The organism is Type-F symbiont of Plautia stali, assembly GCF_059731105.1.
Map to the genome: position 1 here is coordinate 1993471 of NZ_AP035909.1, position 21244 is coordinate 2014714.

The 21244-nt window shown below is 60.1% G+C and carries 19 protein-coding genes; 7 read left to right on the forward strand and 12 right to left on the reverse strand.

Annotated elements, in window-relative coordinates; all coding sequences use genetic code 11:
* The first annotated feature begins 75 nt into the window (after positions 1-75).
* On the forward strand, positions 76-1899 hold the full coding sequence (locus AC6I7A_RS09425) for a glycoside hydrolase family 15 protein (RefSeq protein WP_058957936.1): 1824 nt from the start codon (positions 76-78) through the stop codon (positions 1897-1899).
* A gap of 17 nt (positions 1900-1916) precedes the next feature.
* Here AC6I7A_RS09425 and AC6I7A_RS09430 read toward each other — a convergent pair whose 3' ends face one another.
* The 5 genes from AC6I7A_RS09430 to AC6I7A_RS09450 form a co-directional block, all read right to left on the reverse strand.
* A complete protein-coding gene (locus AC6I7A_RS09430; RefSeq protein WP_058957935.1) occupies positions 1917-2387 on the reverse strand; it encodes an RES family NAD+ phosphorylase in 471 nt (156 codons plus the stop codon).
* A complete protein-coding gene (locus AC6I7A_RS09435; protein WP_009090172.1) occupies positions 2387-2839 on the reverse strand; it encodes an Xre family toxin-antitoxin system antitoxin in 453 nt (150 codons plus the stop codon). Before AC6I7A_RS09435 ends, AC6I7A_RS09430 begins: the two co-directional genes overlap by 1 nt.
* 81 nt (positions 2840-2920) lie before the next feature.
* On the reverse strand, positions 2921-4075 hold the full coding sequence (ampC, locus tag AC6I7A_RS09440; protein ID WP_058957934.1) for a class C beta-lactamase: 1155 nt from the start codon (positions 4073-4075) through the stop codon (positions 2921-2923).
* 29 nt (positions 4076-4104) lie between these two features.
* Positions 4105-4350 (reverse strand): hypothetical protein, encoded by a 246-nt coding sequence (locus tag AC6I7A_RS09445; protein ID WP_009090169.1) that lies wholly within the window; start codon positions 4348-4350, stop codon positions 4105-4107.
* 67 nt (positions 4351-4417) lie between these two features.
* A complete protein-coding gene (locus tag AC6I7A_RS09450; RefSeq protein ID WP_009090167.1) occupies positions 4418-5599 on the reverse strand; it encodes a glycosyltransferase family 4 protein in 1182 nt (393 codons plus the stop codon).
* A gap of 603 nt (positions 5600-6202) precedes the next feature.
* Between AC6I7A_RS09450 and hpxO the strand changes: the two genes are divergently transcribed.
* Positions 6203-7360, forward strand: coding sequence for an FAD-dependent urate hydroxylase HpxO (gene hpxO, locus AC6I7A_RS09455; RefSeq protein WP_058957933.1), 1158 nt, complete (start codon positions 6203-6205; stop codon positions 7358-7360).
* Between the two features lie 38 nt (positions 7361-7398).
* Here hpxO and dcp read toward each other — a convergent pair whose 3' ends face one another.
* The 5 genes from dcp to guaD form a co-directional block, all read right to left on the reverse strand.
* Positions 7399-9444: a peptidyl-dipeptidase Dcp gene (gene dcp / locus AC6I7A_RS09460; protein WP_058957932.1), complete on the reverse strand. Its 2046-nt coding sequence runs from the start codon at positions 9442-9444 to the stop codon at positions 7399-7401.
* 61 nt (positions 9445-9505) lie between these two features.
* On the reverse strand, positions 9506-10282 hold the full coding sequence (xdhC, locus tag AC6I7A_RS09465; RefSeq protein ID WP_058957931.1) for a xanthine dehydrogenase accessory protein XdhC: 777 nt from the start codon (positions 10280-10282) through the stop codon (positions 9506-9508).
* Entirely contained in the window at positions 10269-12635 is a 2367-nt protein-coding gene (xdhB, locus tag AC6I7A_RS09470; protein ID WP_009090158.1) for a xanthine dehydrogenase molybdopterin binding subunit, read from the reverse strand. The genes xdhC and xdhB overlap by 14 nt, the downstream gene beginning before the upstream one ends.
* A complete protein-coding gene (xdhA, locus tag AC6I7A_RS09475; RefSeq protein WP_058957930.1) occupies positions 12625-14067 on the reverse strand; it encodes a xanthine dehydrogenase small subunit in 1443 nt (480 codons plus the stop codon). The genes xdhB and xdhA overlap by 11 nt, the downstream gene beginning before the upstream one ends.
* Positions 14064-15392 carry a guanine deaminase gene (guaD, locus tag AC6I7A_RS09480; RefSeq protein ID WP_046101854.1) on the reverse strand — a complete coding sequence of 443 codons (1329 nt, stop codon included), beginning with the start codon at positions 15390-15392 and terminating at the stop codon, positions 14064-14066. The genes xdhA and guaD overlap by 4 nt, the downstream gene beginning before the upstream one ends.
* 401 nt (positions 15393-15793) lie before the next feature.
* Here guaD and ydfG point away from each other — a divergent pair, with 401 nt between their 5' ends.
* The gene (gene ydfG / locus AC6I7A_RS09485; RefSeq protein WP_009090152.1) at positions 15794-16540 is read left to right on the forward strand and encodes a bifunctional NADP-dependent 3-hydroxy acid dehydrogenase/3-hydroxypropionate dehydrogenase YdfG; all 747 of its coding nucleotides are present in this window, start codon (positions 15794-15796) and stop codon (positions 16538-16540) included.
* 30 nt (positions 16541-16570) lie between these two features.
* Here ydfG and AC6I7A_RS09490 read toward each other — a convergent pair whose 3' ends face one another.
* Complete coding sequence (locus AC6I7A_RS09490) at positions 16571-16897, reverse strand: YnfA family protein (RefSeq protein ID WP_058957952.1); 327 nt, start codon at positions 16895-16897, stop codon at positions 16571-16573.
* A 133-nt stretch (positions 16898-17030) separates the two neighbouring features.
* Here AC6I7A_RS09490 and AC6I7A_RS09495 point away from each other — a divergent pair, with 133 nt between their 5' ends.
* Together AC6I7A_RS09495 and AC6I7A_RS09500 are read left to right on the forward strand one after the other, a co-directional pair.
* On the forward strand, positions 17031-17354 hold the full coding sequence (locus tag AC6I7A_RS09495; protein WP_058957929.1) for a DUF1283 family protein: 324 nt from the start codon (positions 17031-17033) through the stop codon (positions 17352-17354).
* A 45-nt stretch (positions 17355-17399) separates the two neighbouring features.
* Complete coding sequence (locus AC6I7A_RS09500) at positions 17400-17699, forward strand: DUF1161 domain-containing protein (protein ID WP_009090146.1); 300 nt, start codon at positions 17400-17402, stop codon at positions 17697-17699.
* 39 nt (positions 17700-17738) lie between these two features.
* Here the strand turns inward: AC6I7A_RS09500 and AC6I7A_RS09505 are convergent, their stop codons facing one another.
* Complete coding sequence (locus AC6I7A_RS09505; RefSeq protein ID WP_058957928.1) at positions 17739-19205, reverse strand: MDR family MFS transporter; 1467 nt, start codon at positions 19203-19205, stop codon at positions 17739-17741.
* Between the two features lie 391 nt (positions 19206-19596).
* On the opposite strand from AC6I7A_RS09505, the gene AC6I7A_RS09510 reads away from it, so the two are divergent.
* Positions 19597-20313, forward strand: coding sequence for an ABC transporter permease (locus AC6I7A_RS09510; protein ID WP_009090143.1), 717 nt, complete (start codon positions 19597-19599; stop codon positions 20311-20313).
* A gap of 17 nt (positions 20314-20330) precedes the next feature.
* The gene (locus tag AC6I7A_RS09515) at positions 20331-21242 is read left to right on the forward strand and encodes a glycine betaine ABC transporter substrate-binding protein (RefSeq protein WP_009090141.1); all 912 of its coding nucleotides are present in this window, start codon (positions 20331-20333) and stop codon (positions 21240-21242) included.
* The last annotated feature ends 2 nt before the right edge of the window (positions 21243-21244 follow it).

A 21244-nucleotide genomic window follows, 5' to 3' on the forward strand; every position in this document is an offset into this window, starting at 1 on the left:
CGCGTAAAGCGGCCATTTTTTTGTCCTGCCTCTCTCTCCCTCCGAATCGTTGTGCCTGGTATAAGGAATAAGAACATGGAAAACCCGGTTTTTCATTCGCCGGTCAGAAAAGAAGGTTTTGCGGGGCTGGGCGACTATGCCGCCATTGGTGAAGGCCGTTCGGTGGCGCTGATTGCGCCGGATGGCTCCATTGACTGGTGGTGTGCCCCCAATCTCGATGCGAAACCGCTGTTTGATCGCCTGCTGGACGCCGGGCTGGGCGGCTACTTTCAGGTCGTCCCGCGCGGCAGCTATCAGGTTACGCGACGCTATCGTGACAACAGCAACGTGCTGGAGACCCGCTTTGACACCGACAGCGGCGCCGTCCTGCTTACCGAATCGATCAACAGCACGCTGGCGGGCCGTCTGCCCTGGTGTGAGCTGGCCCGCCGCATCGAAGGCGTTGAGGGCGAGGTGGAGTTGCAGATCACGCTGCGCTTCGGCACCGCCGCTGAAACCCGTTCCCCCTGGGTGGCCGACAATGAGAAAGGCAAGGTGTTTCACATCGCCGAAACGATGGCGATGTTCCGCTCCAGCGACGACATCACCATTACCGAACTGGATGATGAACAGGTCTGCGCCACGCTGCGCACCACCGCCGGTTCCCGCTCGCTCTGCGCCCTGCTGATCACCGAAAAGGAGCCGCTGGCCGTGCCGCCGCTGGAGGCTATCGACCAGCGGATTGAAACCAGCCACACCGGCTGGACCAGCTGGGTGGAGAGCCTGAGTTATGACGGCAGCTACCCGGCGCTGGTCAGGCGCTCTGCCCTGTCGCTGAAGTTTCTCTGGTACTCCCCGACCGGCGCGCTGGCCGCCGCTGCCACCACGTCGCTGCCGGAGGGCATCGGCGGCGAGAAAAACTATGACTACCGCTACGCCTGGGTGCGGGATGCCTGCCTGATTATCAAAGCCTTTGTCTATCTCGGCGCGCTGGAAGATTGTAAGGCGGCCTTCTCCTGGCTGTCGCAGACCATCATCCGTCACGGCGTCAGGCTGCGCGCCTGCTATACCCTGAATGGCGATGAGGTGCCCGCCGAGCGTTATCCGCCCCTGAGCGGCTATCAGCATTCTCAGCCGGTGCGCATCGGCAACAATGCCCGCGATCAGCTGCAGCTCAGTATGTATGGCGATATGCTCATGACCGCGCAGCGCTTTATTGAAGCGGGCCACGTGCTGGATATCACCACCTCACGCCTGCTGGGCGACCTGGCGAACTGCTGCGCCGACAACTGGCGACAGAAAGATTGCGGCATCTGGGAGCTGCCGGAGCTGCAGCACTATACCCACTCCAAAATGGCCTGCTGGATAGCGCTGGATCGGGCGGTGGCGCTGGCGGAAAGTAAACATATCGAACCGACCTGGCTGGGCCGCTGGCAGCGGGAACGTGACCGCATCCGCGACTGGATTGAGTCGCACTGCTGGTCAGAAACGCAGCAGGCTTACCTCTTCTACGTCGGCAGTGATGCACGCCTGGACGCCTCGCTGGCGCTGGTGCACAGCTATGGCAATGCGGTTAATCCGCAGCGGATGCTCTCCACCTACCACGCTATCCGGCAGAAGCTGGGCGACGGCAGCGCCATGCTCTATCGCTACAGCGGCGTCAGGCAGGAGGAGAGTACCTTTCTCGCCTGCGCCTTCTGGCTGGTGGAAGCCTGGGCGGAAATGGGTGACCGGGATCGGGCGGAACAGGCGATGCAGGAGATTCTGGCGACGCTGGACGGTCAGGGTAACGTCGATATCTTTAATGAGATGTATGACGTTCGCAGTCAGAGCTGGCGTGGCAACATGCCGCAGGGTCTGAGCCATCTGGCGCTGATCTGCGCGGCCCAGGCGCTATCGGAATCAAAAGGAGAGGTTTAAGAAAGGCATCAGGGTGACTATTGCAGCCGGAAGCGCGGGTCGAAGAAAAACGGCTCCACTACCGCTTTCGCAATGATGCCCGCCGCTGCCGGATGACGGGGATTGAACAGCGCATTCCACTCACCGGTCAGCGTGCTGGGCACCTTAAGTATCAGGCCGTTCTCCGGGCTGGCGAGCCACTCATCCCCGATCTGCCGGGTGGCCGCGGGCGCAGGATCGGCCTGCCACTCATCCGGCAGCGCCGTCAGTGCCAGTTCGGTGATCAGGGACTCCGGCACGCTGATCGCGATCATGCTGTAGTCGCGTGACAGATCCTGAATGGTGAGATGCACCAGCGCCTCCAGCACGCAGAGCGCCCGGCTCGACCCCAGGTAGACACAGACCGATCCCACCGAATTCCAGCGCCCGCCATACGTGCGGGCACCAAAACCATCAAAGGCGGTCATCGCATATTCACACTTCACCAGACGAAAAAAGGGAACCGTCATCAGGTGATGACACCGTGCTCGAGCTGGCCGATCAGGTTTATCACCGCCTCCGCCCCTGCCACCGTGGTGGTCATCTCCGCCGGTTTCTTTCCGCCCAGCGCTTTGGCGGGCGTTTCCAGCCACTGCACCAGACGCGCCCTGTCGTCGCGGAACAGGTTGCTGGCGGCAGAGAGAACGCGAATCAGCATATAGATGCGTCCGCTCTGGTCGGGCGAAAAGGTCTGCGCCGGATCTTTCACTTTGCGGTTGTAGGTGGTGCGATCGATGCCCGCCAGACGGCACAGCCACCCCTCGTCGAAGGTGGACAACGACGCGGTGCGTTTCAGCACGCCGCTGCTGAATCCTGTCGCGATACGCTGATGCGCATCCGGCAGGGTTTCCGGCAGGTTAAGGGCATGCAGCAGCGACGCGTGGCGGCGAGGCTGAGCGGGCGTGTAGATGGCGATGGACATAGCAGCCCTCCTGTTCATTTGATTTTTATTTTAGCGCAAATGAACAGAAGGCACCACCGCAAGTCCGGCGCGTATCCGTCCTTATTCTGCTGCACCCTGCTCCAGCGCCTGCATAATCTGCCACGCCGCCCTGATGCGCAGCGGATTGGGGTAGCTCTTGTTGGCCAGCATCACAATGCCGGTGTTCTTCTCCGGGATAAACGCGATATAGGCACCAAACCCGTTGGTCGAACCGGTTTTATGCACCCAGCTGGCGCGTCGGGAGGGCCCGACCGGTTCCACGCGGGTCACCGGTTGCGGCTTCAGCGCCACGCCATTCTCACTGTCGGCGATCAGCGTGTCAGCACTGACGGGCCAGTCATAGATCTCCCAGCCCAGCCCCTGATAGAAACTGGCGGTTCTGAAATAGCGCGACTGCGCCGTGCGGATGGCATTGCGCAGCACGGCATTGCCGGCAGAGAGGCCGTTTGGATCGCTGTTGGCCTGCATGAAGGTGAGCATGTCGCGAGCGGTCGATTTAACCCCATAGGCTTCGGCATCCAGCATGCCGGGGGAAACACGCACCGGCTGGCCATTTTTGTAACCCCAGGCGTAATTAATCATCATCGACGGCGGCACGGTAATAAAGGTGCGTGTCAGGCGCAGCGGCTGAAACAGCGATTTCACCATCGCCGCCTCAAAGTCCCCCTTCACCATCAGCGCGCCGAAGAGACCGATACTGGCGTTGGAGTACTGGCGAACCGTACCGGGTGCCGCCTGCGGTTGCCACTCCTGATAGAAGCGAAGCAGCGACGCCTGATCGGTGACCGCCTCCGGCAGTTGCAGCGGCAGCCCGCCCGCCGTGTAGGTCGCCAGATGCAGCATCCTGACCGGACGCCACTGCGCCCCCGTCAGCTGCGGCCAGACCTTCTGCACCGGCTCGTTCAGGCGGAGTTCACCGTTGCGGATCAGAATCCCCGCCAGGGTGCCGGTGAAGGTTTTACTCACCGAGCCCAGCTCAAACAGCGTGTTTTCTGTGACCCGGCGGCCCGAATCGGTGTCGGCCACGCCCGCATTCACAAACTGCGTCCGGCCTTTGTAGAGCACCGCCACCGACATACCGGGGATCGCCTGCTGCTCCATCAGCGGTTCAATCGCGGCTTTAACCAGAGAAGTGACCTGCTGTGAAGAGAGATCGGCGGCGACACAGCGGACAGAAAGCGAAAACAGAACAAGACAAAACAGAGACTTTTTCATTAGCAACGAAGAGGGTTCACCGGGTCAGATTATTTACACTGGTCAGCACATGCCTGCACGCAGATCTGCGCCTGCGTACTGCAGGCACCGCTGTCGCGGGTATTGCAGTGGGAGCGTTCGACATAGCAGTTGGACTGACAGGCCGCCAGATCGCAGCGGGCCGCCGCAGGGGTCAGCTGAACCAGGGGGGCGCGGGCCGGAAAAGGCGAAGCGGGCTGAGCGAAAGCGCTGCTGCCCAGTAATCCGGACAGCAGCAGCGTGATGATGCGTTTCATAAGAGTTCTCCTGTAGGACGCTGCCCCTAGTATGGCCAGTCTGGCGGGCAGCGTCAGGGAAATCTTATCAAATTGAGACCACAGGCGGGTGTTGGGTGGCATTTATTACGCCACGGGTATAGATATCGTTCAGTCTGGCGATGTAACGCTGGGTATCATGCTGCTCTTTGATGCGCAGGATCGCCGCCTCGCCTTTCTCCTGCAGCCGTTCCGGCTGCTCAACGATCTCCAGCAGCGTCGCTTTCAGCCCCTCCACCAGCGACCGGCGCAGTTGCGATTTCTGCTCCGGCGTGGTGATGCTGTATTCGCGATCGGCGTTCAGCGGACTGGCGATGACCCAGCCCGCGCTGGCAGGATTGATCTCCGGCAGGGCCCGCACATTGCTGGTGATCACCGGACAGCCGTTAGCCTGCATCTCCAGTACGGAAAAGCCGTAGGTCTCCTGCCAGGTCGGCAACAGGCCGACGTCGCTCTCGCGGAACAGCTGCATCAGTTCACGGTTATCCATCCGCGCCTGATGCGTGAAACAGCGGTAACGCGCGATGCGGCTCTCGATGCCGCGATAAAAGGCGTCATCATCCTGAAACTGGCGATGGGCGACGTTGTGACGTTTGGTGAGTTCACCGATCAGCTGCACGTCCAGCTGCGACTCCTCCAGGCGGCGCTCTTCAATCAGCTCACTGATCGCCAGCACCACTTCCGCCCCGCCTTTGCGATAGAACTCATTACCGGCAAAGACCAGCTTCAGCACACCCGGCTGGCGTGGCGCCTTATGCTGCACAAACAGCGTCTGGGGCGGATGCAGCACCAGCGTTTTCCGCCGGATTTTCTGCGCCTCATCCGGGCTGAACAGCTTCATCTGAATATTCAGCGTCGCGTCGGAGATCGCGATCAATCCGAGGCAGTTCTCTTTTAACAGATGAGGAATTAAGCGCTTCAGCTCCGGGTTATCCCGCTTGGCGACGCCAGGCACCGGCAGCACGCGCGGCAGCTCGGTTTCAAACGAGGCGACCCACTTCTGGTGGGTGATCGCAACTTCATTGAACAGATGGAGGATGTCAGCCCGTGAAGCGCCTGAAAACGGCACCGGCTGAAAGACGAAGGTTTTATTTTTCTTAAGCAGGCGGGTCCGGAGGGGATTAATAAAATAGAACAGATTGCCTTTTTTCAGATTGATATATTCGTTTGCCGGATTCACTAAAATATTACGCTGCTCCGGATATTGATTATTCGTAATTCCAATTTTCATGCACGCTCTCCAGAGTCCTTGTATACGGCATCATCTATAGCATGCAGCTGCGGCTGTTTCGTCTGAGCAATATCCTAAAAAGGCCCGCGTGGCGCGGCCTCTCCGCTTTTGCTAATGATTGCTTCCGGTGATAAAGCAGGCATAACAGCGATCTTTTCCCAGTTTCGTAACACCTGTGTTTTTTTGTGTCAGGCTAACCCCTTGTTGAATATCCCGCTAGTTATACGGGCAATAAACGGACCATTTGTTATGTGAATGTTTAATTATTTGTGAAAATTAATATCGTCTGAAATGACACATATAGTTTAAAACTTTTAAACAAACGAAACAGAACGGGGACGATTCACCCCACGCGCTGATGATTACGCCAGGTGGTCAGCCCGCCGCCGATGAAACAAATGATACAGCGCACCCGCGGCTGCACCACGCTGACCCGCTGCTTTGCCACATCATGGTGCAGTTGCGGGTGTCAGGCTCTGCGCCATAAACGCCCTTTCCAACCCCTAACTCAATGAATTACAACTCAATTATCAGCCTGCACTCTGAATGCGCCGGCCTGGTACAAAAGTTGCAGCAACCTCTCTATGCAGACAGGAGAGCATTATGAAAGCAATCGTGATTGGTGGCGGGATTGGCGGTATGAGCAGCGCCATTGCGCTGGAAAAAGCCGGAATAGAAGTCGAGGTGTTTGAAGCCGTGCAGGAGATGAAGCCGGTCGGCGCAGCGATCTCTATCTGGCCTAATGGCGTAAAGTGCCTGAATGCGCTGGGCATGAAAGAGCAACTGCGCGCACTGGGCGGCAACATGGCCTATATGGCCTATCACGACGGCGCAACCGGCGCGCCCCTGACCCGCTTCAGTATGGCCCCGCTGGTGCAGCAGGTCGGCGAATATCCCTGCCCGGTGGCGCGTGCTGAACTGCAGGCGATGCTGATTGATACCTTTGGCCGTGAACGGGTGCAGTTTGGCAAGCGGGTCATCCAGGTCGAAGAGACTGCAGAGGGCGTCATTGCCACCTTCACCGATAACAGTCAGGCGCGGGGCGACTTTCTGATTGCCGCCGACGGCACCCACTCGGTGGTGCGCGAGTATGTGCTGGAGCAGAAGCTGGAGCGTCGCTATGCCGGTTACGTTAACTGGAACGGACTGGTGACCATTGATGAACGCATCGCGCCTGCCGATCAGTGGACGACGTTTGTCGGTGACGGCAAGCGGGTATCGCTGATGCCGGTCAGTGGCAACCGGTTCTACTTCTTCTTTGATGTGCCGCTGCCGAAAGGATTGCCGCAGGATCGCAGCACGGTGAAAGCCGATTTAACCGGCTATTTCCAGGGCTGGGCTGAGCCGGTTCAGCAGCTGATCGCGGCCATCAATCCTGAGACCACCAACCGGGTTGAGATCCATGACATCGAACCGTTCAGCCGTTTTGTAAAGGGCCGCGTCGCCCTGCTCGGCGATGCGGCGCACAGCACCACCCCCGATATCGGTCAGGGCGGCTGCGCGGCGATGGAAGATGCGGTGGTGCTGGCCGCGACGCTGGCGTCTCACTCACTGGGGATCGAAGATGCGCTGCTGCGCTATCAGGCGCGACGGGTGGAACGGGTCAAAGATCTGGTGCTGAAAGCCCGTAAACGCTGCGAGGTGACCCACGCGCACGACCCGGCGATCACCGCGGCGTGGTATCAGTCACTGAAAAGCGAAACCGGCGAGCGGGTGCTGGCCGGTATGTGTGAAACCATCGAAGGTGGCCCGCTGGGCTGAGATCCTGAACCGGGCTGTCAGTGAGACAGCCCGACACCTTACTCCTCCGCCAGACCGCGATTTTTCAGCATCGGCTCCAGCTGAGGCGCGGCGCCCCGCCAGCTTTCATACAGCGTTTTCAGATCGCTGCTGTTGCCCCGCGACAGAATTTTCTGCCGGAAGATCTCGCCGTTTTCCCGCGTCAGCCCGCCATGCTCCACAAACCACTGATAGCCATCGTCCGCCAGCATCTGCGTCCAGATATAGGCGTAATAACCGGCAGCATAGCCGCCGCCCCAGATGTGCTGGAAATAGCTGGAGCGATAGCGCGGGGGCACCGCCGTCAGCGCCAGGTTGTCGCTCTGCAGCGACTGCTGCTCAAATCCCGCCACGCTTTGCGGTGCGCTGTCTGGCGTCAGGCCGTGCCAGTGCTGATCCAGCAGGGCGGCAGCCAGCAGCTCGCTCATCTCATAGCCTTTATTGAACTGAGCGGCGCGGACGATCTTCTCATGCAGCGCATCCGGCATCGCCTCCCCGGTCTGATAGTGACGGGCGTAGTGACGGAACAGCGACGGCTCGCTGGCCCAGTGCTCGTTAATCTGCGACGGAAATTCGACGAAATCGCGCGGGGTTTCGGTGCCTGAGAGACCCGGATAGCGCTGCGTGGCAAACAGGCCGTGCAGCGTATGACCAAATTCGTGGAACATCGTGATCACGTCATCCCAGCTCAGCAGCGCCGGCTCACCGGCAGGCGGTTTCGTGTAGTTGCAGACGTTGTAGATCACCGGTTTGCTGTCGAGCAGCGTCGACTGATTTACAAAATTACTCATCCATGCGCCGCCGCCTTTGCTGTCGCGCTTAAAGAAATCGGTGTAGAAGAGCGCCAGCGGCGTCTCATCAGCATCGAAAATCTCATAGACCTGCACATCCGGGTGATAGACCGGCAGATCCTGACGCGGCGTAAAACGGATGCCATAGAGCCGCGTTGCTGCCTCGAAGACGCCATTGTGCAGCACCGCGTTCAGCTCGAAATAGGGTTTGATCTGGCTCTCATCCAGATCGTAACGGGCACGCCGCACCTGTTCGGCATAAAAACGCCAGTCCCAGGCCTGCAGGAGAAAATCGCCCTGCTGCTGATCGATCGTCTGCTGAATCGCGGCGGCTTCCCGTTCCGCACGGGCACGCGCGGCAGGCACGATGTTGCGCATAAAGGCCAGCGCCGCCTCAGGGGTTTTTGCCATCTGATCCTGCAGCTTCCAGGCGGCATAGCTGGTAAAGCCCAGCAGCCGGGCCTGCTCCGCCCTGACCTGCGCCAGCCGTAACACCAGCTCGCGGGTATCGTTGTCATCCCCTTTTTCCGTGCGCGTCACGCCCGCCTGAAACAGCGCTTCACGGGTCGCCCGATCGGAAAGACTCTGCAGCGCCGGTTGCTGCGTGGTGTTCTGCAGCACCAGCAGCCAGCTGTCTTCCAGCCCGCGCGCCCGCGCTTCCGCCTGCGCCACCGCGAGGTCGGCCGGGGAGAGCCCCGCCAGTTGCTGCGCATCCCGGACCACCAGACCGCCCGCCTGCGTCGCCGCCAGCAGTTTATTGGTGAAGCGGGTGCTGAGACGCGCCGCCTCCTGATTCAGCGTTTTGAGCTGCAGTTTCTGCGCCTCCGGCAGGTTAGCTCCCGCCAGCTGAAAGCGCTGCCAGACCACCTCGACCAGCCGCTTTGATTCGCTGTCCAGGCTGGCGCGCTGCAGATAGACAGCGTCAAGCCGGGAAAAGAGCGGCCGGTTGAGCATGATGTCATCGCTAAGTGCGGTGAGCTGCGGCGCAATCTCCTCATCCACCTGCTGCAGCAAGGGGCTGGTATGCGCGGAGGTCATGGCGCTGAACACCAGATTGACCCGGTTGAGCAGTTGTCCACTCTTCTCCAGCGCCTCATAGGTGTTGGAAAAGGTGGGAGCCTCGCTGTTATGGGCAATCGCATCGATCTCCCGACGCTTTTCCGCAATGCCCGCCTCAAGCGCGGGCAGGAAGTCCTGCTGCTGGATCTGATCAAAAGGGGGCGCCTGATAAGGCAGTGTGCTGACGCTGAAGAAGGGATTCTGACGGGCGTTCATGGTTCGCTCCTGATGGGCATCGCAAAGGCCTATCCTGACAGGTTGCGGCTGAGGCGACAACTCAGGCGATGCGCTGCTGATAGACGCTGATTATTTCACCTGCAATCGCCACGGCGATTTCGGCGGGCAGCTTGCCTTTGACGTCAGGCAGACCGATCGGACAGCGCAGCCGCGCCAGCGGTTCACTGCCGACGCCACGGCCAGCGAGCCGGTAGCGAAAACGCTGGTTTTTCGTTTCTGAACCGATCACCCCGGCATAGGCAAAGTCGTTGCGTTTCAGCACCGCTTCGCACAGCGCAAAATCGAGCGGATGGTGGTGGGTCATGATAATGAAGTAGCTCCCGGCGGGAGCCTCCGCCACGCATTCGAGCGGCTCCTCCGGCTGCTGCGTCACCACACCGGCGGGCACGTGGCCGAACTGACCGGGACGACTGTCGATCCAGTTGATGTGACAGGGTAACGTAGAGAGCAGGTTCACCAGCGCCTGGCCGACATGCCCGGCGCCGAACAGATAGATTTCCGGCTGCGCCTGCAGCAGAGGCTCAAATAGCAGTGTGGTTTTGCCGCCGCAGCACTGGCCCAGTCGTGCGCCCAGGCTGTACTCCTCGGTGTGGGGCGCGCCTGCCCCGCTCTCCAGCATCGCCCTGGCCTGGGCGATGCACTGAAACTCCAGATGACCGCCGCCAATGGTGAGGAAGCTCTCCTGCTGCGTCACCACCATTTTGCTGCCGCTGTCACGCGGCACCGAACCGTGCTCGCTGAGCACGGTGACCAGAACGCAGCTCTGCCGCTTCTCCCGCAGCTGATGCAGGACGCCTATCCAGTCATGGTAAATCATGTTCCGCTCCTGCCAGACGCTGCACGCCCCAGAAGATCCGCTCCGGCGTGGCAGGGGCATCCAGATGAGGGTGCTGCCGGTAGTCGGCGACGCTGGCGACCGCATCCTGCAGCGCACACCAGGCGGCAATGCCCAGCATAAACGGCGGCTCACCCACGGCTTTGGAGTGAAACACCGTATCCTTTGGATTCCTGCGGTTCTCCACCAGCGTGACCCTGAGATCGGCCGGCACATCACTGATGGCCGGAATTTTGTAGCTCGCCGGTCCATCGGTCAGCAGCTGACCTTTGTCGTTCCAGACCAGCTCTTCACAGGTGAGCCAGCCCACGCCCTGCACAAATCCCCCTTCCACCTGACCGATATCGATGGCCGGATTCAGCGAGGCCCCGACATCATGCAGGATGTCGGCACGCAGCAGGCGCGATTCACCGGTTAAGGTGTCGATCACCACCTCGCAGCAGGCGGCACCGTAGGCGAAGTAGTAGAACGGCTTGCCGCGCCCCGCCAGCCGGTCGTAATGAATCCCCGGCACGCGGTAGTAGCCGGTGGCGGAGAGCGGCACCTGATTCAGCCACGCCAGCTTTGCCACCTCGGCGAAGGTGTAATGCTTCTCACCGGCGCGCACCACGCCGTTGCGGAAACTCACCGCGCTGGCATCACACTCATGCAGCCTGCAGAGCATCTCCGTCATTCTGTCACGCAGGATCTCGGCGGCATTCTGCGCCGCTTTGCCGTTGAGATCCGCGCCGCTGGAGGCCGCGGTTGGCGAGGTGTTAGGCACTTTACCGGTGTCGGTGGCGGTGATCTGGATCTTATCGACCTCAATCTGCAGCACCTCGGCGACAATCTGGATCACTTTGGTGTTCAGTCCCTGGCCCATCTCGGTGCCGCCGTGGTTAAGCTGCACCGTGCCGTCGGTGTAAATCAGGATCAGGGCACCTGCCTGATTGAGAAAGCTGGAAGTAAAGGAGATGCCGAATTTCACCGGCGTCAGCGCCAGTCCGCGCTTCAGCAGCGGGCTGCGGGCGTTGAAGGCGCTGATCTCCGCCCGGCGCGCCTGATAGTCGCTGCTGGCCTCCAGCTGCGCCGTGATCTCATCCAGCAGATTATCCTCTACCTGCTGGTGGTAATGAGTGATGTTGCGCTCCTGCTTGCCATAGTAGTTACGCTTGCGCAGTTCCAGCGGGTCCAGCCCGCGTTCCCGCGCGATGTGATCCATAATCTGCTCGATGGCCACCATTCCCTGCGGGCCGCCAAACCCGCGATAGGCGGTGTTAGAGGCGGTATTGGTGCGGCAGCGATAGCCGGTGATCCGCGCATCGCCAAGGTAATAGGCGTTATCGGCATGAAACATGGCACGATCGACAATCGATCCGCTGAGATCCAGTGAATAACCGCAGTTTCCCGCCAGATCGATTTTGATGCCGCACAGCCGGCCATCCTCCTCCACGCCCGCCTCATAACGCACAAAGAAGGGGTGACGTTTGCCGGTGACACGCATATCGTCGCGGCGGGAGAGCCGCATCTTCGCCGCCCGCCCGGTCTGACGGGCGACAATGGCGCAGAGGCAGGCCACACCGGCCGCCTGCGTCTCTTTGCCGCCAAAGCCGCCGCCCATACGCCGCATATCAATGGTCACCTGATTCAGGCTGATGCCCATCACCTCTGCCACCAGCTTCTGCACTTCGGTGGGGTTCTGCGTTGAGGAGAAGACCTGCAGCTGGTGATCTTCGCCGGGGATCACCATCGCCGTCTGGGTTTCCAGGTAAAAATGCTCCTGTCCGCCGATGTGAAACGCGCCGCTGACCCGATGCGGCGCGCGTGCCAGTGCCGCTTCCACATCACCGCGCTGATGCACGTGCGGTTCCTGAACGAAACTGCGCTGCGCCAGCGCCTGCTCCACATCCAGCAGCGGTTCCAGCACCTCATAGTCAATCACTGCGGCGGCGGCACCGAGACGGGCCGCCTCCGGCGACTCCGCCGCCACGGCGAGGACGATCTGCCCCAGATAGTCGACTTTGTCATGCGCCAGCAGCGGGTCGCCCGGCTCCAGCGGCCCGACATCATTGATACCGGGAACGTCCTGCCAGGTTAACACGCTGACTACGCCCGGCACGGCGTAGCAGGGCTGCACGTCGATGCGCACAATCCGCGCATGCGCATGCTCGCTCAGGCGCGGACAGAGATGCAGCAGACCCGGCAACTCCGGCTTGTCGTCGATGAAGCGCGCTTCCCCGGAGACATGTTTTTCCGCGCTTTCATGGCGGTTACTGCGGCCCACGCCGCTCTGCAGATCGGCGGCATACTGCGCCTTGATTACCGCTTCGTTGAGTTCAGGACGGTTATGAGACATAGCGGGTCACCTCGGTACAGGTTATTTCGCCATTATAGCGATGAAGAAAGCGGCGCAGCAGGTTACGCGCCACCTGCAGCCGATAGGCGCTGCTGGCACGAAAATCGGAGAGCGGCTGGAAATCGTCGGCCAGTGCGGCCGCTGCACGTGACACCGTCACGGCATTGAGAGGCTGACCGATCAACGCCTGTTCACAGTGCTGTGCCCGTTGCGGCGTGGCCGCCATGCCGCCAAAGGCGACGCGGGCGTCGGTCACGATGCCCTGTTCGGTGTGCAGGTTAAAGGCAGCAAAGACCGCCGAGATATCGTCATCCAGCCGTTTGGAAACTTTCCAGGCGACAAAATCAGGTGACACCGTCACCTTATCGATACGAATCGCACGGATAAACTCGCTTTTTTCCAGCCGGGTCTGCCGGTAGCCGGTAAAAAAGTCGTTCAGCGGCAGGCAGCGCTGCTGCTCGCCGCGTTGCAGTATCAGGCTGGCGTTCAGCGCCAGCAGCATGGGCGACGCGTCTCCGATTGGAGAGGCGTTGCCGATATTACCGCCCAGCGTGCCCTGCAGACGGATTTGCAGGGAGGCAAAGCGTTGCAGCATCTCGCTTACGCCAGGGATGCGGCTGGCCAGAAAATCGCTGACCTGTTGCAGCGACGCGCCTGCACCCAGCAGATAATGGTCATCAAATTCACTGCAGACCTTGAGCGCGGCAACCTGCTCCAGGGCGATGAGCAGCGGCAGCCTTTTATGCTGCTGGGTGATCTGCAGGCTGAGATCGGTGCCTCCGGCAATCAGTACCGCTTCGGGATGCGCCAGATAGATCTCCGCCAGCTGCGCCGGGGTTTTGGGCAGGAAGCAGCGCCGCCCCGCTGCGCCCGTCTCCTGCATCTCCGGGGTCGCCAGCGCTTCAAGACGCTGCACGGTCCCCGCAGCGCTGTGATCAAACTGATCCGTCACCGGCTGCGAACAGAGCTGCTCGGCGGCCGCCATGATGGGCCGGTAGCCGGTGCAGCGGCAGAGATTACCCGCCAGCGCGGTTTCCGCCTGATGACGATCCCAGCCCGTGGCATTTTTTTGCAGCGTGAACAGCGACATCACAAAGCCCGGCGTGCAGAAGCCGCACTGCGAGCCGTGGCAGTCAACCATCGCCTGCTGCGCCGGGTGCAGCGCCCGTCCGTGACGTAAATCTTCAACCGTGATCAGCTGTTTACCCTGCAGCGTGGAAACTAGGGTCAGGCAGCTGTTGACCGTTTCATACTGCATCCTGCCATCCACCGCTTTGCCCAGGGTGACGCTGCAGGCGCCACAGTCGCCTGAGGCGCAGCCCTCTTTGGTGCCGGGCCGCTGCTGGCGGGTACGCAGATAGTTAAGGATAGTGAGATTGGGGTCGAGCGCGGTTTCGCTGACCAGCTGGTTATTGAGCAGAAACTGGATCATGCGGCTTGCTCCTGTGCGTCACGCTGCCAGACCGGGCGACCGGCCACCCAGGTCTGGGCAATATTGCGGTCGTCGCCCAGCGTCATTAAGACAAAAAGTTTTTCCCAGATATCTTTGCTGTTGCCGATGCGCAGCTGCTGCAGGGCAGAAACTGCCGGATCGAGCACCACAAAATCCGCCTCTTTGCCGGTGTTGAAATTCCCGATGGCGTGGTCGAGATCGAGTGCCCGCGCCCCGCCCAGCGTCGCGTGATAAAAGGCTTCGGCGGCGCTGAGCCGGTAGTGCTGCAACTGGCCCACCTTGTAGGCTTCGCCCAGGGTCTGCAGCATGTTAAAGGTGGTGCCCGCGCCGACATCGGTGCCCACCCCCACCTTCACGCCCTGCTGCCAGCTGCGTTTCAGATTAAACAGGCCGCTGCCGAGGAACAGGTTAGAGGTGGGACAGAAGGCAATTGAGGAGTCGGTGTCGTGCAGACACTGCCACTCCTTCTCTTCCAGATGCAGGCAGTGGGCAAACACGCTGCGGCGGCCGGTGAGCTGATGATGGTGGTACACATCCAGATAGCCGTCGCGTTCCGGAAAGAGTGCTTTAACCCAGGCCACCTCCTGCGGGTTTTCGCTGAGATGGGTGTGCAGCCAGGTGTCGGGAAACTCCTGACGCAGCTGCTGCACTTTTTCCAGCAGCTGCGGGGAAGAGGTCGGGGCAAAACGCGGCGTCAGCGCATAGCTCAGCCGGCCACGCTGATGCCAGCGTTCAATCAGTGCCCGGGTCTGCTGATAGCTCTGTTCCGGGGTTTCCGTAAGGTTGTCGGGCGCATTGCGATCCATCATCACTTTCCCGGCAATCAGCCGCATGTTCAGCGCTTCGGCGGCGCTGAACAGCGCCTCGACCGACTGCGGGTGCACGGTGCCAAAGACCAGCGCGCTGGTGGTGCCATTGGAGAGCAGCTGATGCAGGAAAAAGGCGGACATCCGGGCGGCATGATCCGGGCAGTGATACTGCGCCTCCACCGGGAACGTGTAGTGATTCAGCCACTCCAGCAGCTGTTCGCCAAAGGCGCCGATCATCTCCGTCTGCGGATAGTGTATGTGGGTGTCCACAAAGCCCGGCACGATCAGCCGGCCGCGCAGGTCAGTAACCGGCAGACCCGCCAGCTTCGCCTCAGCCGTCTCCCAGCTCTCCAGCCCGGCCACACGTCCGTCACGCAGCAGCAACACGCCATCCTCCAGATAGCGGGCCTGCGTTGCCAGATCATCGGGATGATCCACCACGCCGGTGAAGTCAAAGAAGCTGGCGCGTATCGCCGTGTCGGTTGCTGGGTGCATGCTGTTTCCTTTCTGAAAGCGCGATGAGGTGGTGCAGTTAACTCTCTGTTTAACTCCTTGCAACCTGCGTGCCAGATTTACCCTGCTTTAAAATCGATAAATATCATATATTTAGAGATATTACCGCCTGTTGCGCAACAAAAAAGCCTGTTAAAAGCATAGCAACCGTTTGCTTTCATGTCGCAATCGGTTGCGAAGCTAAATTGCCGATTCTGGCGGCGTGTCTGACGCACAGGCTGGCTGCTGCCCTGCCCCTTAACGGTGCAGTGCGCCCCGAAAAGGCGCAGGGCGTTGCCCGTAAAAAGGGGTTTAACCCCCTGCCCGTTTTTCTGCGCGCAGAAGCCGAAATGGCATGCTATGGTGAAGCCATCGACGTTGAAAATGGCATAAGGAACAGTGAGATGATTATTTTTGTCACCGGTGCGACGGCCGGTTTTGGTGAAAGTATTACCCGCCGCTTTATCAAAAACGGGCACAAAGTGATCGCCAGCGGACGCCGCGCCGAACGCTTAAAAGCGCTGAAAGATGAGCTGGGTGAGAATCTCTACACCGTCCAGCTGGATGTGCGGAACCGCGCCGCCATCGAAGAAGCTGTGGCGCAGTTACCGGCGGCGTGGCGCGCTATCGATATCCTGGTGAACAACGCCGGTCTGGCGCTGGGCATAGAGCCCGCGCACAAAGCCAGTGTGGAAGACTGGGAAAACATGATCGATACCAACACGAAAGGCCTGGTCTATATGACCCGCGCCCTGCTGCCACAGATGGTCGAGCGTAACGTGGGCCATATCATCAATATCGGCTCGATTGCCGGTAGCTGGCCCTATGCCGGCGGCAACGTTTATGGGGCCACTAAGGCGTTTGTGCGGCAGTTCAGCCTGAACCTGCGCACCGATCTGCACGGCACCGCGCTGCGCGTGACCGATATCGAACCGGGGCTGGTGGGCGGCACCGAGTTCTCTAACGTCCGCTTTAAAGGTGATGATGACAAGGCTGGTCAGGTCTATGAGGGTGCCACCGCCCTGACCCCGGAAGATGTCACGGAAGCGGTTTACTGGGTGGCCACACTGCCAGCGCACGTCAACATCAACACGCTGGAGATGATGCCGGTCAGCCAGACGCTGGCGGGCCTGAAGGTGCACAAGCCTTAATCCTCTGCGCGCCAGCTCTCCCGGCTGGCGCTAGCCACGTCCCCAGCCCAGAACGATAATCAGCATGCCGCTGAACGCGATCAGTGCGCCACTCCAGTCCCAGACGCTCAGCTTCACGCCATCCACCACCCGCAGCCAGAGCAGCGCGGTGAGCACATAGACGCCCCCATACGCGGCATAGACCCGGCCGCTGGCGGCTGGATGCAGGGTCAGCAGCCAGACAAACAGCGCCAGGCTGGCCGCCGCCGGCAGTAACAGCCAGATCGGGCCGCCTTTTTTCAGCCATAACCACGGCAGAAAGCAGCCCGTGATCTCCGCCAGGGCGGTGATAAAAAACAGCAAGGCGGTTTTAATCAGCACCCATACCTCTCCTGAACTTAAACAAACCACGCACCACTGGTGAGCAAAGAAACGGCGATGATATACTACCCGGACCCGCTGCAACAGCCGTCCCGGATGGCGATGTTGGCGAAAACGAAAGGATAGTCTGATGAAAAAAATGATCCCTGCTCTGCTTCTGGTTCTGCTGTCTGGTTCCGCCTTCACGGCGGGTGCGACCACCAACCGCCTGATCATCGAAGATGGCAGTTCTGCGCTGAGTAACGAAGCGGCTCGCCAGAATAAAGAGCAATGGAATGACACGCGGATGCTGCGCAACAAGGTGAACAGCCGCGTAGAAAAAGAGTTTGATAAAACCGACCGCGCGTTCGACACCCGCGACAAGTGCGAGCAGAGCCTCAATCTGAACGCCTACTGGGAGCCCAATACCCTGCGCTGTCTGGACCGCCGTTCAGGCCGCCCGGTCACTCCCTGAATTTGCGCTATAGTAATGACGGACGACTAACATAAGGAAGACGTGATGAAGCTACAGAGGGTTTTGTTCACCGCAGCGTTGTTCTCGCTGCCGCTGATGGCGCAGGCTTCCTGCGAATCGGTAAAAGCCGACATCAGTCAGAAAATTGTTCAGAACGGCGTGCCTGAATCGGGCTTCACTCTCGACATCGTCGCCAACGATCAGGTCGATCAGGCGGGCGGTCAGGTGGTCGGGCATTGTGAAAACGACAGCCAGAAGATTGTTTACAAGCGTACCGGCCGGGATGACGAGGCCAGCGTGCCCGCCAGTGCCGGCAGTTCTCAGGACGCGCCTGCGCAGCAATAAACCTGTGTTAATCAGGGCGACGGTCTGTCGCCCTGCCGTTTACTCCGCCTGTTCCGGCCGCTGACGCGGCATCATCCACGCCACACCCAGCGCAAACAGCGCAATCACCAGCGCCACCACAAACACCCAGTGCAGTGAGGCTGCAATCGCCTGCACCATCTGCTGCAGCGCCTGCGGCGCCAGCTGCTGACGGCTGGGTTCAGACATAATCTGCTGTACCGGATCGGCCACCTGCGGCAGCCGCCACTGCAGATTGAGATTGAGCACCGCCCCCATGATCGCCGTGCCCACCGCCGAACCGATCATCCTGCTGAACATCACCGAGGCGGTACAGATGCCGCGAATCTGATAGTCCGCCTCGTTTTGCACGGAGACCAGAAACGTGGTGCTGGTCATCCCCATGCCGGTGCCAATCAGGAAGGCGGTAAAGCCCGCCTGATAGAGTGAACTGGCGGGCTGAAGCAGCAGCAGTAAGGCGCTGCCGCTGACCAGCAGCAGCGCGCCGAACTGGGCGGTAAAGCGATAGGAGGTCAGCAGCATCAGCCTGCCGCTCAGGGTGCTGGCCAGCGGCCAGCCAATCGACATCATCGCCAGCGCGCTGCCCGCCTGTAACGGCGTGCCGCCGCGGATCCCCTGAATCCAGGTCGGCAGAAACGCACTGATCCCCATCATGGCCGCCCCGATAATCAGGTTGCCCGCATTACCGGCAATGATCAGCCGGCTGCGCCAGATCACCAGCGGAAACAGCGGTGCTGCGGCCCGCTGCTCGTGGCGTTTCAGCTGCCAGCCTGCCAGCAGTGAACAGAGCAGAAAAGGGATCAGCCAGTATCCGAGCAGCTCCGCCTGCAACAGCGCCACCAGCAGCGCGGAGACGCAGAGCATCAGCCAGCCGCTGCCCGCGAGGTTGAGGGAAGCCGATTTATCCTCCTGCTGATGCGCCGGTAACCAGCGCGCCAGCATCAGCATGCTGATCAGGCCAATCGGCAGATTGACCCAGAAAATCACGGACCAGCTGAAGTGCTGCACCAGCCAGGCACCGGTCAGCGGCCCGACGATGGCCGCCACTCCCCAGACGCTGGAGAGCCAGCCCTGAACGCTGGCGCGCTCGCGCGGCGAATAGATGTCCGCCACGATGGTGGAACTGATCGGCATGATGGCCCCCGCCCCCAGCCCCTGAAACGCCCGGAACAGGATCAGCCAGGTCATGGAGTGGGCGAAGCCACACAGCACCGATCCGATCAGGAAAAGAGAGGTGCCGGTAAAAAACATGGTTTTACGCCCCACCTTATCCGCCAGCCGGCCATAGAGCGGCACGCTGACCGCCTGCGTCAGCAGATAGATGGAGAAGACCCAGCCAAACTGCGAAAAACCGCCGAGGTCGGCAATGATGGTGGGCATAGCGGTGGCCACGATGGTGACCTCGATAGCCGCCATAAACATCGCCAGCATGCAGGCAATCAGTATCCAGTGGCGGTGTCCGGTCCGGACTTGTGCGCTTTCAGTCATAGGGTTCCTTTTTTATCAGCAAGGCTAGCTGAAAATCAGCCCGTGCAGTTTCCTGAACGTGCGCATTTCCTGCACCATCTGTGACGGTGTCACTAAAAGTCGATGAATTTTTTTTATTGACGCATCAGCCCAGTGGCTACGCGGCCTTAACACCATTTTAACCAGTTTCTCACTCGCCTGAGAAAGGCTGAAAAGCTGGCTTGCCGGGTAAAGGGCTGCTATAGCAGTAAAGCATCTTTCTCAGTGTTCACTGAAAAAGAGTAGGTAAATACGCATTTTGTCTACATTTTATCGCAGTTTCGGTTTTGGGTGCGGCGGCCTTTTTTGCTGCATCTGTCGGACTGTTTAGCGCTGTTATAACAATTGAGATCGTTATCAGGGAGATTCTCCTATGCAAAATGCTTCACTGGCCCGACGCGCCGGTCTGGCACTGCTTGCAGTGGTCGCAGTGATTGCGGTGCTGATCTGGGGCCTCGGCTGGGATCAGCTGGTCGCCCGTAAGGTCGACCTGCTTTATCTCGGGCAACAACACCTCTTCTTAGTGTTCTGGTCAATGCTGTTCGCCCTGCTGGTCGGTATTCCCAGCGGCATCCTGCTCAGTCGCCCGTTTGCCCGCCGCTGGGCCGAGTATGTGATGCAGATTTTCAACATCGGTAACACCCTGCCGCCGCTGGCGGTGCTGGCTCTGGCGATGGTCATTATCGGGATTGGCGACCGTCCGGCGCTGATAGCCCTGTTTCTGGCCTCGCTGCTGCCTATCGTCCGCAACACCTTCTCCGGCCTGAGCGCCGTTCCCCCGTCACTGATTGAAGCCGCCAACGGCATCGGTATGACTAAACTGCAGCGTCTGCGCCGGGTGGAGTTGCCGAATGCCCTGCCGGTGATCCTCTCCGGCGTGCGCATCGCAACGGCCATCAATGTCGGAACGGCCCCGCTGGCGTTCCTGATCGGGGCCAGCAGCTTCGGCGAGCTGATCTTCCCCGGCATCTATCTGAATGACTTTCCGACGCTGATCCTGGGCGCTGTTGCTACCGCACTGGTGGCACTGGTGCTGGATATGTTGCTGGCTGCACTGGGCCGCTTACTGAGTCCGCACGCGGCGGTCTGACCACAAGGAGCTTTGCAATGCTAACGCACTGGATAAAGAAGAGCGTGGTGGCGCTTACCGCGACGCTGCTGCTAAGCCAGACGGCACAGGCGGCTGCCCCGCTGGTGATGGCGACCAAGAGTTTTACCGAGCAGCATATTCTCTCCGCCATGACCGTGCTGTGGCTGAAGAAGAAAGGCTTTGAGGTGGTGCCCAAACGGAATATTGCCACCACCATCGGCCGTAACGCGCTGCTGAACAAGCAGATCGATATGGTCTGGGAGTACACCGGGACCTCACTGATTATTTTCAACCACATCAGCCAGCCGATGTCGTCTCAGCAGGCCTATGAGACGGTGAAAAAACTGGATGCAAAACTGGGGCTGGTCTGGCTTGACCCGGCACCGATGAACAACACCTACGCCTTTGCCATGACCCGGAAACGTGCCGAAAAAGAGGGTATCAGCACGATGTCGCAGCTGGTCGCAAAGATTGAGCAGGTGCGGAAGACCGACCCGGACCATAACTGGCGACTCGGGCTGGACCTGGAGTTTTCAGGGCGCAGCGACGGCATGAAGCCGCTGCAGAAAACCTACGACCTGGCGCTGGATCGCCCGCAGATCCGTCAGATGGACCCCGGACTGGTCTATAACGCCATTCGCGACGGCTTTGTCGATGCCGGTCTGATCTACACCACCGACGGCCGGGTAAAAGGATTTGACCTGAAAGTGCTGGAAGATGATAAGCATTTCTTCCCCAGCTACAACGTGACGCCCGTTGTGCGTCAGGATGTGCTGGCGAGCCATCCGGGTCTGGACACCGCGCTCAATCAGCTCTCTGCGCAGATCACCGATGAGGCGATTACCGAGCTGAATAAGCGGGTCGACATCGATCACCAGTCACCAGAGAAAGTGGCGCGTGATTTTCTTCAATCCAAAAACATGCTGTAAGG

Bases quoted from the DNA above. Each gene is read 5' to 3' on its own strand.
- AC6I7A_RS09425 (WP_058957936.1), top strand. From the start codon at position 76: ATGGAAAACCCGGTTTTTCATTCGCCGGTCAGAAAAGAAGGTTTTGCG.
- AC6I7A_RS09430 (WP_058957935.1), bottom strand. From the start codon at position 2,387: ATGACGGTTCCCTTTTTTCGTCTGGTGAAGTGTGAATATGCGATGACC.
- AC6I7A_RS09435 (WP_009090172.1), bottom strand. From the start codon at position 2,839: ATGTCCATCGCCATCTACACGCCCGCTCAGCCTCGCCGCCACGCGTCG.
- ampC (WP_058957934.1), bottom strand. From the start codon at position 4,075: ATGAAAAAGTCTCTGTTTTGTCTTGTTCTGTTTTCGCTTTCTGTCCGC.
- AC6I7A_RS09445 (WP_009090169.1), bottom strand. From the start codon at position 4,350: ATGAAACGCATCATCACGCTGCTGCTGTCCGGATTACTGGGCAGCAGC.
- AC6I7A_RS09450 (WP_009090167.1), bottom strand. From the start codon at position 5,599: ATGAAAATTGGAATTACGAATAATCAATATCCGGAGCAGCGTAATATT.
- hpxO (WP_058957933.1), top strand. From the start codon at position 6,203: ATGAAAGCAATCGTGATTGGTGGCGGGATTGGCGGTATGAGCAGCGCC.
- dcp (WP_058957932.1), bottom strand. From the start codon at position 9,444: ATGAACGCCCGTCAGAATCCCTTCTTCAGCGTCAGCACACTGCCTTAT.
- xdhC (WP_058957931.1), bottom strand. From the start codon at position 10,282: ATGATTTACCATGACTGGATAGGCGTCCTGCATCAGCTGCGGGAGAAG.
- xdhB (WP_009090158.1), bottom strand. From the start codon at position 12,635: ATGTCTCATAACCGTCCTGAACTCAACGAAGCGGTAATCAAGGCGCAG.
- xdhA (WP_058957930.1), bottom strand. From the start codon at position 14,067: ATGATCCAGTTTCTGCTCAATAACCAGCTGGTCAGCGAAACCGCGCTC.
- guaD (WP_046101854.1), bottom strand. From the start codon at position 15,392: ATGCACCCAGCAACCGACACGGCGATACGCGCCAGCTTCTTTGACTTC.
- ydfG (WP_009090152.1), top strand. From the start codon at position 15,794: ATGATTATTTTTGTCACCGGTGCGACGGCCGGTTTTGGTGAAAGTATT.
- AC6I7A_RS09495 (WP_058957929.1), top strand. From the start codon at position 17,031: ATGAAAAAAATGATCCCTGCTCTGCTTCTGGTTCTGCTGTCTGGTTCC.
- AC6I7A_RS09500 (WP_009090146.1), top strand. From the start codon at position 17,400: ATGAAGCTACAGAGGGTTTTGTTCACCGCAGCGTTGTTCTCGCTGCCG.
- AC6I7A_RS09505 (WP_058957928.1), bottom strand. From the start codon at position 19,205: ATGACTGAAAGCGCACAAGTCCGGACCGGACACCGCCACTGGATACTG.
- AC6I7A_RS09510 (WP_009090143.1), top strand. From the start codon at position 19,597: ATGCAAAATGCTTCACTGGCCCGACGCGCCGGTCTGGCACTGCTTGCA.
- AC6I7A_RS09515 (WP_009090141.1), top strand. From the start codon at position 20,331: ATGCTAACGCACTGGATAAAGAAGAGCGTGGTGGCGCTTACCGCGACG.